The sequence below is a fragment of the Mesobacillus subterraneus genome, from assembly GCF_023715485.1.
In the GTDB taxonomy this organism is placed as follows: Bacteria; Bacillota; Bacilli; order Bacillales; family Cytobacillaceae; genus Mesobacillus; species Mesobacillus subterraneus_B.
Genome location: NZ_JAMBOF010000004.1, coordinates 194,209 through 207,126, shown reverse-complemented (window position 1 = coordinate 207,126; position 12,918 = coordinate 194,209). Strand labels below are relative to the sequence as shown.

At 41.0% G+C, this 12,918-nt stretch carries 13 protein-coding genes and 2 other annotated features; of the genes, 11 read left to right on the top strand and 2 right to left on the bottom strand.

Annotated elements, in window-relative coordinates; all coding sequences use genetic code 11:
* Positions 1-18 precede the first annotated feature (18 nt).
* Positions 19-1,293, bottom strand: a complete 1,275-nt coding sequence (locus tag M3204_RS07660; RefSeq protein WP_251480478.1) for an MFS transporter — start codon at positions 1,291-1,293, stop codon at positions 19-21.
* A gap of 173 nt (positions 1,294-1,466) precedes the next feature.
* On the opposite strand from M3204_RS07660, the gene M3204_RS07655 reads away from it, so the two are divergent.
* From M3204_RS07655 to trpA, 8 genes are all read left to right on the top strand, one after another.
* Positions 1,467-2,141: an MOSC domain-containing protein gene (locus M3204_RS07655; protein ID WP_435367702.1), complete on the top strand. Its 675-nt coding sequence runs from the start codon at positions 1,467-1,469 to the stop codon at positions 2,139-2,141.
* Between the two features lie 61 nt (positions 2,142-2,202).
* Positions 2,203-2,454, top strand: a binding site (T-box leader).
* A 63-nt stretch (positions 2,455-2,517) separates the two neighbouring features.
* Positions 2,518-2,771: a binding site (T-box leader), on the top strand.
* A gap of 59 nt (positions 2,772-2,830) precedes the next feature.
* Positions 2,831-4,228, top strand: coding sequence for an anthranilate synthase component I (trpE, locus tag M3204_RS07650; RefSeq protein WP_251480477.1), 1,398 nt, complete (start codon positions 2,831-2,833; stop codon positions 4,226-4,228).
* A complete protein-coding gene (locus tag M3204_RS07645) occupies positions 4,209-4,811 on the top strand; it encodes an anthranilate synthase component II (protein ID WP_251480476.1) in 603 nt (200 codons plus the stop codon). The genes trpE and M3204_RS07645 overlap by 20 nt, the downstream gene beginning before the upstream one ends.
* On the top strand, positions 4,795-5,817 hold the full coding sequence (trpD, locus tag M3204_RS07640) for an anthranilate phosphoribosyltransferase (RefSeq protein ID WP_251480474.1): 1,023 nt from the start codon (positions 4,795-4,797) through the stop codon (positions 5,815-5,817). Before M3204_RS07645 ends, trpD begins: the two co-directional genes overlap by 17 nt.
* 2 nt (positions 5,818-5,819) lie before the next feature.
* On the top strand, positions 5,820-6,608 hold the full coding sequence (trpC, locus tag M3204_RS07635) for an indole-3-glycerol phosphate synthase TrpC (protein WP_251480471.1): 789 nt from the start codon (positions 5,820-5,822) through the stop codon (positions 6,606-6,608).
* Positions 6,605-7,228, top strand: coding sequence for a phosphoribosylanthranilate isomerase (locus tag M3204_RS07630; RefSeq protein WP_251480468.1), 624 nt, complete (start codon positions 6,605-6,607; stop codon positions 7,226-7,228). Before trpC ends, M3204_RS07630 begins: the two co-directional genes overlap by 4 nt.
* The gene (trpB, locus tag M3204_RS07625; RefSeq protein WP_251480465.1) at positions 7,225-8,430 is read left to right on the top strand and encodes a tryptophan synthase subunit beta; all 1,206 of its coding nucleotides are present in this window, start codon (positions 7,225-7,227) and stop codon (positions 8,428-8,430) included. Before M3204_RS07630 ends, trpB begins: the two co-directional genes overlap by 4 nt.
* On the top strand, positions 8,430-9,200 hold the full coding sequence (gene trpA / locus M3204_RS07620; RefSeq protein WP_251480462.1) for a tryptophan synthase subunit alpha: 771 nt from the start codon (positions 8,430-8,432) through the stop codon (positions 9,198-9,200). Before trpB ends, trpA begins: the two co-directional genes overlap by 1 nt.
* Positions 9,201-9,476: 276 nt before the next feature.
* Here trpA and M3204_RS07615 read toward each other — a convergent pair whose 3' ends face one another.
* A complete protein-coding gene (locus M3204_RS07615; RefSeq protein ID WP_251480459.1) occupies positions 9,477-10,076 on the bottom strand; it encodes an SAM-dependent methyltransferase in 600 nt (199 codons plus the stop codon).
* Positions 10,077-10,654: 578 nt separating this feature from the next.
* Between M3204_RS07615 and M3204_RS07610 the strand changes: the two genes are divergently transcribed.
* The 3 genes from M3204_RS07610 to M3204_RS07600 all read left to right on the top strand — a co-directional run bounded on the left by M3204_RS07610 (position 10,655) and on the right by M3204_RS07600 (position 12,820).
* Positions 10,655-11,233, top strand: coding sequence for a hypothetical protein (locus M3204_RS07610; protein ID WP_251480456.1), 579 nt, complete (start codon positions 10,655-10,657; stop codon positions 11,231-11,233).
* A 154-nt stretch (positions 11,234-11,387) separates the two neighbouring features.
* Positions 11,388-12,449: a tRNA 2-selenouridine(34) synthase MnmH gene (mnmH, locus tag M3204_RS07605; RefSeq protein WP_251480452.1), complete on the top strand. Its 1,062-nt coding sequence runs from the start codon at positions 11,388-11,390 to the stop codon at positions 12,447-12,449.
* 134 nt (positions 12,450-12,583) lie between these two features.
* The gene (locus M3204_RS07600; protein WP_251480450.1) at positions 12,584-12,820 is read left to right on the top strand and encodes a hypothetical protein; all 237 of its coding nucleotides are present in this window, start codon (positions 12,584-12,586) and stop codon (positions 12,818-12,820) included.
* The last annotated feature ends 98 nt before the right edge of the window (positions 12,821-12,918 follow it).

Here is a 12,918-nt window from a genome sequence, read left to right as displayed (position 1 = left end):
CCGGTTCAATGCGTTTTTTTATGCGCTTTTATTGTCAGGCTTTATTGCGATGAATGTAGCCAATGCGGCAGCAATGCTCAAGGCAGTTAATAATATGAAAATGTTCTTACTGGAACTTTTCATCATCAAGGCGATGACAGGAGGACCAGCTGCCACTCCAATAAATCTCATTGAGCTGTAAATTGACGTGATTGTTCCTCTCTCTTCCTTTTCTATGCTTTCAGTTATGAGCGCGTCCAATGGCGGGAGACTTGCCCCGATGCCGATACCGGCTATCAGGAACATCGAAATGATAAACCACAGCTCCTTTGAAAAACTAAGCAGTGCAATCGCAATTCCTAAAAGGATTAAGCTGCTGAAGGTGATCCACTTCATAAGTACCATATTTTTTTTGATTTTTTTTCCTGTAATAAAAGACGAAAGGCACAGGGCCCCTAATGGAAGAGCGAGAAGCAGGCCCTTCTGCAAATCTTTAATGCCATATTTGTTTTCAAGGATATCTGAAAGGTAAAACAAAACACCGAATAGAACGAACATGACAATCACGCCAATAAAAAAGATCGCATAAAGCCATCGGCCATTCTCAGTGAAAATCAATTTTACTTTCTTTAAAAAATCTTTAAAAGGCAATGGCTTTTCTTTCTTTTTAGGACTTTTGACCAAGAACATCATCAAGATGATAGAAATTGCACAGAAGACAGGGATTGAAAAGAATGGAATGAACCATATAAACCCGGCAAGAAAGGAGCCCAACACCGGACTTAGTACTTTTCCAAGTGTGTTTGCGGTTTCGATTTCACCGAGTGCTCCACTTACCTCATCATCATTCTTGAACATATCCCCGACTAATGGAAGAACAATAGGGAATGCCCCTGCCGCTCCTACACCCTGCAAAGCCCTTCCGGTAAGGACAATCCAATAGCCATCGTTCATTTTCCAGGCAGCCCAGCCGGAGATAAGGCCGCCAATACCTGTAATGATCAAGCTTGGGATGATCACTTTTTTTCTGCCTATATGATCAGATAAATAACCGGCTATCGGAATCAAAAAGATTGCGACAATGGAATAAACAGTAATGATTAAGCTTGATTGAAAGGAAGAAATACCCATTTTCTTTTCCATTACAGGCAATACCGGAATCAGCATTGAATTGCCCAAGGTCATCACCAGCGGAATTGATGCGATTGAGATAATTGCCCACTTCTGGTTATTAGCATTGTCTTTTTTCGTATCCTTCTCTTTTTTGGCCTGGATACCTTCAGACTTAGGAAACAAGTTCTCAATATAATTCATATCCGAAACCTGCCTTTTTTCATACTATTTTTAGTGTGGTCTATTATGAAAGGAAAAACTGATGTTTTTTTATGGTAATGTTTTTTGAGAAGTTTTTGCATGACCTTTAACACTGCCATTGAAAAAAGAAGCTTTAAAAGAAAAAATGGAATCTATGTAATAAAAAGGATAAAATGGGTGGAAAGGAACATAGGGGTGAGGAAATTTTGGCTGAAATTTTATATTTAAATGTAGGTTTGCCAGAAATTAAAAATTGGAACGGCAAGGCAGAACATTCCGCTATTGGGAAAAAGAGTGTTCCAGAAGCTTTTCTTTCAAAAGAGGCTTTTCATGGAGATGGCGTCGCAGCAACAGAGTTTCACGGTGGTCCTGATCGAGCTGTCTGCTTTTATCCAATTGAGCATTATTCGCAGTGGGCAAGAGAATTTGAGACGGATCTTGAGCCCCCTTCCTTTGGTGAAAACATTTCTGTTTCAGGCATGAAGGAAGCAGATGTTTATATCGGTGATATTTACCGTCTGGGAAATGCAACAATCCAAATTTCACAAGGGCGAGTCCCATGCTCCAAAATCTCGAAAAATAACCAAATTGGCCAGCTGCTAAAAAGGGTTGTGGAAACGGGCTATACCGGCTATTTTTTTAGGGTGCTTGAAGAAGGTATGGTTTATTCCGATTCTAAGATCACCCTGCTTGAAAGACAACAAAAAAACTTTTCGATTCTTAGGGCAAATCAGATATACTTTCACCGGAAAAAGGACTTCAATGCAATTGAAAAACTACTTGAAATCAATGAACTAGCAGCGGATTGGCAGCTGAATTTACAAAAGTTATTAAAACAGAAAAATTAAAATATTTTAATTTTTTATTTGACAATCGGCTTTGCGCGTTTTATTATTAAAAACAATATATCGTATAGCGTTGACGAAGAGTAGTAACTGAAACGGGTACCTCAGAGAGCTGATGGCGGGTGAGAATCAGTGTAGCTGTTGCAGCGAATGGACTTCCGAGCTTCCAAACCGAACCCTTAGGGCAGTAGGCTTTGGCGAAGAGGCCTTATCGTTACAAAAGGCAGGCATTAAGCATTCATTCAATGCTCGATGCTGTTAAGTGAGCCGTTTTTTCGGCTAATCAAGGTGGCACCACGGGTCTCTCGTCCTTATTTTATAAGGCGGGGGACCCTTTTTGTTCGTTTTTTTCAGGTAATAATGCAATTAATTTAATAATGATAACTCGATGAGCAAGAAGAGTAAGTAGGTAATTTTCGTTTCAGAGAGCCGGGTATGGTGTGAACCGGTACGAAAATGCCTGTCGAATGGCCTTGCGAGAGGCAGCTTGAAACTTCAGTAGGGCTGCCCGGGATTCCGCCGTTAAAAGGATAGGGTATAAAGAAATGCACTTATTTCCTGTACCTGAAAAGAGGGAACGGATTCCGTTCCAATAAGAGGTGGCACCGCGGTCCAATCGTAATCGTCCTCTATACAGCACAATTTCTTTGTGTATGTATAGGGGACTTTTTTATTTTCTAAGGAGGATTTTCATGAAAGCAAAAGCGCTTGAGTTACTAACAGAAGAAATCGAGGGAGATACGTTAACACCGATCTCCATTTTTCACAAGATTTCAGGAAGGAAAAAGTTCCTCCTGGAAAGCTCCCACAAACATAATGAATCAGGACGGTATTCATTCATTGGGAGCAGTCCCATTTTCGAACTGTTCAGCATAAATGGAGAAACCATTTTAAAAACAAAGGGGCAGAACGAGCGGAGATTTGCTGATTTTTCAGAGGCATTGAAAGAATTGCTGCCCAGGATTGAATCTGGTCTTGATATTCCTTTTATTGGAGGCGGAGTTGGTTTTATTGGATATGATTTCATCCGGAATTTTGAAGAGATTGGGCCATTGCTTGAAAATCCGATAGATATGCCTGATGCCCACCTGATGTTTTTTAATGACGTTATTGTGTTCGACCATCAGAAACAAAAAATAACTCTGATTGGGATTTTATTACCCGAGCAAACAAGGGAAGATCTCGTGTTAAAGCTCAAGGAAAGAAAAGCAGAGATTAGTTCATCACGAGAAAAGCAGGCGGAGACAAAGTTTATGATGACTGATTTTAAACCATCTCTGTCTCGGCAGGAATATTTAAGTTCAGTTGAAAAAGCAAAAAAGCTAATCGAGGCTGGGGACATATTTCAAGTTGTGTTATCCAGAAGGCTTACAGCTAATGCCGAGGGTGATCCATTTTCTTTTTACAGAAAATTACGGATCGATAATCCTTCGCCCTATATGTATTTTATTGATTTTGACGAATACTCAGTCGCTGGTTCTTCACCCGAAAGTCTGGTGAAATTCAGAGCAAGGACGATTACCGCTAACCCAATCGCCGGAACAAGGCCAAGGGGGGGATCGGCTGAGGAAGACGATCGTCTTGAGGCTGAATTGCGTGTCGATGAAAAGGAGCTTGCAGAGCATAAAATGCTTGTTGACCTTTCGAGGAACGATTTAGGAAGAATTTGCGAAATAGGCAGTGTGAAGATCAATAAATTTATGGATATAGCGAGATATCAGTTTGTGATGCACCTTGTTTCAGAGGTTAGCGGAACGTTGCTGCCTGAAGCACATCCATTAGAAGGACTCGCAGCTTGTCTGCCAGCAGGAACAGTATCTGGGGCTCCAAAAATAAGGGCAATGCAAATCATAAACAGCCTCGAAACAGAAAAAAGAGGAGTTTATTCCGGAGCGATCGGATACTTCTCCGCCTGTGGCAGCATGGATTTCGCTCTGGCGATCAGGACCTTGATCGTAAAGGATGGCAAAGGCTATCTTCAGGCTGGTGCCGGCATAGTCCATGACTCCGACCCAGAAAAAGAATATGAGGAAACGAACCATAAATTAAGAGCAATGATGGAGGCAGCCGATGATTCTTTTAATCGATAATTACGATTCCTTCACCTTTAATCTATACCAGTATTTAAGTGAGTTAGGTGCAGAAGTGATAACTGCACGGAATGACAAATTGTCTTTGGAGGAAATCGATCAAATGTCTCCTGAAGCGATTGTTCTTTCGCCAGGACCTGGCAGACCAGAACAAGCCGGAATGTGCGTCGACATTGTGAGGAGGTTTGCTTCTTCGATTCCAATCCTTGGAATTTGTTTAGGCCATCAGGCAATCGGTTATGCGTTTGGCGGAGCGATTATTAGAGCGAAACGAATCATGCATGGCAAGGAATCAGCAATGAGCCATCAAGGAACTTCACTGTTGAAGTCCTTGCCGGGAAATATACAGGTAATGAGATATCACTCTCTTGTAATCGATAAAAATAAACTGCCTGCGGATTTTGACATACTGGCTGAATCGGTCGAAGACAATGAAATAATGGCAATAAAGCACAATGTTTATCCGGTTTTCGGTCTGCAGTTCCACCCTGAGTCAATCGGCACGAAAAGCGGCAAACAAATTCTTTCAAATTTTCTTGAAGAGGTAAGAAAGGGGAAACTCGTTTATGAAACATTATCTTGAAAAGCTTATTGTGGGAAAGCCGCTAATGGAATGTGAGATGGAAGAAGCAGTACAGCAGTTATTTACACAAGATATAACCGACAGTGAAATAGCAGCCTTTTTAATTGGTTTGACGGCTAAGGGTGAAACGGCAGAAGAGATTTCTGGCCTCGTAAAAGCGGTAAGGAAGTATTCGCTTAGTTTCAACAAGAAAATACCGAATGTTCTTGATAATTGTGGAACTGGAGGGGATGGATCAAAAAGCTTCAATATTAGCACCACCGCAGCTTTTGTTATCGCAGGGGCAGGAATTACAATAGCAAAGCATGGCAGCCGGAGTGTTTCAAGTAAATCGGGGAGTGCTGATGTGCTGGAAGCTCTGGGTGTCAGTCTTGACTTAGCTCCTGAAGCAACTGAAGAAATCCTGGTAGAAAACGGAATTGCCTTTTTGTTTGCACCCCATGTTCATCCAAGATTAAAGCAAATAGGAAAGGTTAGAAGAGAACTGAAAATACCGACCGTGTTCAACTTGATTGGTCCACTTACAAATCCGGTCCAACTAGACTATCAAATGCTCGGTATTTACAGGAGGGATATGCTGGATCAATTTGCCGAAGTCCTTGCAAATCTTAAACGGAAACGAGCTGTAATAATTAGTGGTGCTGGCAATATGGATGAAGCCTCACTTTCCGGAGAAAACGAAATGATCATCCTCGAGGGAGAGCATATGAATCGATTGGTCCTTCATCCAGAAGAAATTAATCTCCCAGTCTATGACAACTCAACTATTCGCGGCGGTGATGCAAAGGATAATGCTGAGATATTGAAGAGTGTGTTAAAGGGGAAGAAAGGTCCGTATCGGGATACCGTGTTGTTGAACGCAGGAATTGGAATATTTACTGCAGGGCAGGCGGATTCCATCCTGCAAGGAGTGAGTTCGGCAGAGGAAAGTATCGATTCAGGCAGTGCATTATCGAAGCTTGAGCATTTGATCGAAGTTAATTCTAAATACAGGGCGGTGGGTTAACGTTGGGGACAATTTTGGAGCGTATTATAGAGCGGAAAAAAATAGAAGTCCAGCTGTTAAAAAAGGCTGGGACTAAAATGACAAACACTGCTTTTCAAACTTACTCCTTAATCCATAAATTGAGAGTGTCGGAGGATGTAGCGATTATCGCTGAATTTAAGAGGGCATCTCCATCAAAGGGAGATATCAACCTGAAGCTTGTACCTGAAGCGCAAGCAAAGCTTTATGCAGAAGCGGATGCCTCTGCTATATCAGTTTTAACGGATGAAAAAGGCTTTAAAGGGTCATTTGCTGACTTGCAAAAGGTACGGAAGACCGTAAATATTCCCATTCTTTGCAAGGACTTCATTGTAGACCGCATTCAAATAGATCTTGCCGGAGCCTCAGGCGCAGATGTGATTTTGCTGATAGCTTCAGTTCTAAATAAAGAAGAGCTAGCTGAGCTTCATAATTATGCTTCCTCTCGTGGATTGGAGTGCCTCGTGGAAATTCATGATGAAAGTGATCTCGAGAAAGCGGTTGAAATCAATGCTCCGTTAATCGGAATCAATAATCGAGACTTAAAATCTTTTCAGGTGGACCTGAAAAACACCGAGAAGCTCGGCCCACTAGTGAAAAAAGCAGGTGCGCTGCTAATCAGCGAGAGCGGGATAAAAACGAGAGAAGATGTTTTACGAGCTGCAGCTTCAGGAGCAAGTGGAATTCTTGTAGGAGAGACATTCATGACTTCCTCAGACATTCGAAAATCCTTTGCTGATTTCAAGATTCCGATTGGAGGCAGCCGTTTTTGAAAGTTAAAATATGCGGAATTAAAAGTCTTGAAGCAGCAAGACATGCCGTTGAAAGCGGAGCAGATGCGCTTGGATTTGTGTTCGCCGAAAGTAAAAGGAAAATAACTTCTGAGGATGCAAAGAGAATTATTGAAGCACTTCCCGGAGATATATGGAAGGTTGGAGTGTTTGTGAATGAGAATCCTCAAACGATTAAAAAAGTATCCATGACAGCAGGTTTAACTCATATCCAGCTGCATGGGGAGGAGAGCCCTGATGACTATGAAGAAATTGGTTTGCCCATTATTAAATCAGCATCGATTGCATCAGATGAGGATGTGAAATTGATTGATTCATTAAAGGTACCTTACATTTTGCTCGATAGTCCTCCGGGGAAATACAAGGGAGGAAATGGTTCCACCTTTGACTGGAACGCAGTCGAAGGGTTGGGCAACTCGAAGGCAAACATTATTTTGGCAGGCGGCCTGAGTCCTGCAAACGTACAGGAGGCTATCTCCAAAGTAAAACCTCTAATGGTCGATGTGAGCAGCGGTGTTGAAACAGACGGAGAAAAAGATTTTGCTAAGATCAAGGAATTTATAAAGAGAGCAAAACGGATAGAGGAGGATTTAAGCATATGAAAACAAGTACTTATAACATGCCTGATCAAACAGGACATTTTGGGCAATATGGGGGCAGGTTCGTGCCGGAGACATTGATGCAGGCTGTCCTGGAATTGGAAAAGGAATACAGTCGTGCTTTGGAAGATGCCGAATTCCATGTTGAACTGCAGAAATTAATGAAGGACTACGTTGGCCGAGAGACTCCTTTGTACCTGGCGGAAAACCTTACCCAGCATGCAGGTGGAGCAAAAATCCACCTCAAACGTGAAGATCTTAACCATACCGGTGCGCATAAAATCAATAATACTGTTGGGCAGGCATTACTGGCGGTCAGGATGGGGAAACGAAAGATTGTTGCTGAAACAGGAGCCGGACAGCATGGTGTTGCGACAGCTACTGTATGTGCATTAATGAATTTAGACTGTGTAATCTTCATGGGGAAAGAAGATATCAGACGGCAGCAATTGAACGTATTCAGGATGGAACTCCTCGGTGCAAAAGTGGTCAGTGTTGATGCAGGAAGCGGAACATTGAAGGATGCCGTCAACGAGGCGCTTCGCTACTGGGTAACGAATGTCCGTGATACTCACTATATACTTGGTTCAGTTATGGGCCCTCATCCATTTCCAAAGATGGTCCGTGATTTTCAAAGTGTAATCGGCAAGGAAACAAAGAAGCAGTTTATTGAAAAAGAAGGGAAGCTTCCTGATGCTCTTGTTGCGTGTATCGGTGGCGGGAGCAATTCAATTGGCTTGTTTTATCCATTCATTGAGGATGAAAGCGTTGAAATCTATGGTGTAGAAGCTGCCGGACTGGGTTTAACGACAGAGAAACATGCTGCCTCCCTCTCAAAAGGAAAACCCGGGGTGTTACATGGAGCGATGATGTACCTCTTACAGGATGAAGATGGGCAAATTCAAGAAGCGCACTCTATTTCAGCTGGTCTCGATTATCCAGGCATAGGTCCTGAACATAGTTACCTTCATGATATTAATAGAATCAAATATGAAGCAGTAACTGATGAGGAAGCGCTGGAGGCTTTTCAACTGCTTTCAAAACTCGAAGGAATCATTCCTGCTTTGGAGAGTGCACATGCCATTGCGTATGCTGTTAAACTGGCTGCAAAAATGAGCAAAGATGAAAACATCGTTGTCTGTCTTTCTGGCCGTGGAGATAAGGATGTTCAGACAATCAAAGATAAGTTAGGGGGAGAGGAATAGTGGATAAAATTCAAAAGGCACTTTCAGATACAGGGAAAAAAGCTTTTGTTCCATATATAATGGCAGGTGATGGCGGACTTCGATGCCTGAAAGATAGACTGCTCTATTTGCAGGAATGCGGTGCAGATGCGATTGAAATCGGCATCCCATTTTCAGATCCTGTAGCAGATGGGCCGACTATCCAAAAAGCAGGCATCCGGGCGCTAAAGGAAGGTACTACCCTGAAAAAAGTGCTGGAAGATCTCAAGGAATATAAACATGAGATCACCATTCCGCTTATACTTATGACCTATTTAAATCCGCTCGTCGCATATGGCTTTTACAATTTTGCCGAAAATGCAAAGTTAGCTGGTATAGCAGGCTGTATTATTCCTGATCTGCCAATCGAGGAGGAAGAAATTATTTTGCCTGCTCTAGATAAAGCGAATATCTCTTTGATCAGGCTTGTGACATTGACCACTCCCGCTGAAAGAATAAAAGAAATTGGGGAAAGAGCTTCCGGATTCATATATGCTGTAACAGTAACAGGAATTACGGGAACAAGGAATAATTTTAACAAGGATCTAGCTGAGTTCTTAAAAACAGTCAAAAGCATGAGTCCTGTTCCTGTCCTTGCGGGCTTCGGAGTGTCTAATGCAGAACAAGTCGAAGAAGTATGCAAATATTGTGATGGAGTCATCGTCGGAAGCAAAATAGTCGACCTTTTTGATCAGGGAGAATTAGACGAAATTAACAGGCTGGTCAAGACTGCCGATGCAGTCAGTATATAAAGATAGATCTAGCCTTCTAAAGCACAACTGGCATGGGGAATTATGAGTTGCACTGACATTGCCAATCGTGCCAAAGGGAAGTAAAAAGGCTGCATTTTCCTGAATGCCAGAAAAAAAGAAAAAGGGGTAAAAGCGAAAGTAAGGCTACGCCCATAAATTTCCATTTTGGGCATTTTCAACAATTCTGCGAAATAATCACCTTTCGTTGAATAGAACATGCACAGAACTCTCCAATAACCTTTAATAAAGCCGCTGTCCGTTTTCAATGGATGGCGGCTAATCCTTTTCAGCTGTGACGCAAACTGTCAGGACAGGTCTGACTTTTATATATGAAACGTCAGGTCTTTTGAACCCTGTCTGAAGTAAATCATTCTTCATCTTTTCTCCTAATTCTCTAGCGGTTTTATCCGTTGAACCTTCTTCACGAGGTTGTACTGTGAGGACAATTCTCCCTTTTCTATCCATCAAATGATAAAGATGTTTTAGAGATGTTAAAGGCTTTTCCCATAGGGGATAGTTATTAACTGAGATGATTTTATTATAATGGTGATCAGGCTTGAAATGGACAACGTCTCCTGTTGAAAGATACACCTTGCCCGCCGCAATCCATTCTTTGTTCCTTTTCGTAGCTTCATCAAGCATTTTTTCTGATAAGTCAACTCCATCCACGGTAATCAGCCGGTAATTGGACATCATTGTTTTGATCCCATACCCCGGACCATAGCCGATCTCCAAAATACGGTCACGCTTTTGAATCTGGAGCTTTTTGATACTCCATTTATTTATCTTGCGATTTTCTAAATACATGATAGTTCCCGCGAGCTTTCCAAGAATGCCTTTAGGTTTTTCAAATTGCTTTGCCATAGACTCGATCATTATTTTCAGCTCCTGAATGTTTTTAGTCATGTCTGTTTAAGCATAGCTTGTTTTTTTCGAAAAGAATGCCTATTATTTGTTATTCCTTATTTATAGATTTCAAAACCTTATGTTCAATAAGTAATTCCCTCCTTTTTTAAGAGGGAGGGAATTACTTATTGGAAATAACAGTTTATTCTGAAAATTATTTCTCGGGAAAGCGCAGAAACAGACAAGAAACTACAACGACTTGTCGTTTTTTGGAGTATAAAACCATACCGGGAACTGTATTTTTTTTCGTATTCCGTGCGATTTGTTACAGTAAACCAGTTGAAATTTTTTATATACTTTATTTATAGTTTTGGATGGTAAGGAAGCGCATAAAAGGCTTCCCCACACTCGAGTGAGTAATTTATTTTCTAGACGGTGCTTTAAAAAGCGCTGCTGAATTTTGCAACTGAGTTGATTGGAGCGGAAAATCCGTCAAGTTTAACAAAGTATTATATAAATTTCAAAATCATCAGCTGAATGCATGTGTCTGAAATGGAAATCAACAGTCAAGTGTAAAAGAGACAATTTAATAAAGGAAGTTGAACGAGATGAAAATGTATGAAGCGATTCTCGATATTTTAGAAAAAAAGGGAACAGCTACCATTCCCCTGATTTGTCAGGAGATGAGTGAACGAGGTCCTAGATTAGTGAATGATCTAGAGAATACTGTTGAGCCATCCTATATAAAATCACTTATTAGCAGCAATACTGAACTATTTCTGTTGAAAGATGACATTGTTTCGATTCGTCCGGAAAAGGAACCATTAATGATGACAGTAGTGCTGCATGGCTATCCGGGACCAGAGATGAGAATTAAAATTGATTTCAAACGAAATACATTTACTTATTTTGAATGGCATTTGGATTCAAGAGCCACGGTTCCATTTATGGTAAATAATTATGGATTCGTTGAAGACTTTAAAAAGGGACTATACTCTTTTAATGTTTGGGAGTGGGAAGAGGATTACCAGGCAGAGGGGATCATCGTTGATGGAACAAGTTGGTCTGTAAAGCTGCAAACCAAGGGGAAAACCTATGAAAGCGGCGGGCTTGATTCTTTTCCGAAGGAATGGAGAGGCTTCTGCCGTTCCATCAGTACCCTGATTGGCAAAAAGTTTCCCTGCTGACCGCTGTTCCAGTATGCGGTCTTTTTTTATTCTATCTAATAAATATGGTAGGATAAAGAATATACAAGGTTATAATAGTGAAATTTCACCGTTTTTTAGATAAAATAGTAAAATGGCAGTTTCACTTTAACGACCATGGAGGTCAAACGAAAAAATGAAAGACATATCAGTAAAAGAATTAGTCAGCTCTAATAAATATATTCCGGTAGATGTAAGAGCTCCGATTGAACATAAGGAATCAGCGATCCCTGGATCTGTCAATATTCCACTATTCTCGGATGAAGAAAGAAAAGAAATTGGTACCCTTTATAAGCAATCGGGTGAAGAGGCTGCAAAGTGGAGGGCTATGGAACTCGTATCGCCAAAACTGCCTAAATTGCTTAGTGACATAAAGGATCTTAAGAAAACTGGTGCAAAACCTGTAATCCATTGTTGGAGAGGCGGGATGAGGAGCAAGTCGGTTGCATCCTTTCTTGAATATGCGGGTATACCATCCTTACGATTAGAGGGCGGCTACAAAGCATACAGGGAATATATATTAGAACAAATTCCTCAATTACTTCCGGAAAAAGCTGTCGTATTGCATGGTATGACAGGAACGGGGAAGACGGAAATCTTGAAGGCACTTCAGGAAAAAGGATTTCCGGTAGTGGACCTGGAACAAATAGCGAATCATCGTGGATCGATTTTTGGGATGATCGGAATGGGTGAAGCCCATAATCAAAAAACGTTTGATGCTTTGCTATTTGACCGCCTGAACGAAATAAGAGGATCGAGATATTTCATTATTGAAGCGGAGAGCAAAAGAATCGGGCGCGCCGCCCAGCCTGAAGAAATGCTTGATAAGAAGGTTAATGGCATCCATTTCTTAGTGAGAAGCTCGATTCCAAACAGAGTCGAGAGGATCTATAGCGAGTATGTCCATCCATTTAAGGAAGAGGCTTGGTTTGAAGAGGAGGTTCATGAGAAGATATCTAAATTGCTGAAGAGGATTAAGAAACAAGACATTGCTGCTTCTCTTCAAATCGCTTTGAATGAACGTAAATATAAAGAGTTAATTGAAATACTGCTTGTGCACTATTATGATCCGAGATACGAACATGCGCTCCAGGAATATACAGGGTCTTTTCGAGAAATCGATGGTGATGAGCCTGTATCAATTTTGGAACTTGAAAAGGAATTGCAAATGCGGTTTTCTGATACGAGGGCGGTTTAAAAGGGTGGAAAAATGGTTATTAAAGAGGGAAGGCATTTTGCGGATGTCTTCCCTTCCTTTATGATATTTGTCACAGAAAATTCAGAATATTAGATATATAATAAAGTGAGGATCACTATACAGGAGGATGAAGTATGAGCGAATCAAAGAATTGCCATCACCGTTTCTCATTGCATGAAGAGAATGTTGGCTTTACTACGAATGACGGTGTTAATATCTTTAATGCTGGATCAAGATTTCAAAAATGCATAACCTGCGGCCATATGGAACTGCCTGTAGAACCTGGTGAGATGATTGAGGCAAACCAGATTGAAAAAAGGAACAATCTCTTTGCTCCTAAAAACATGTATGTTACCTTAATGAGCCTTTAATCTGAAAAACCGGTCATACCGGTTTTTTTTATTGCAGAAAATTACGGATTTTAATTTTATTAATATAATAATTATTTTATTTCGAGATTACACTATCT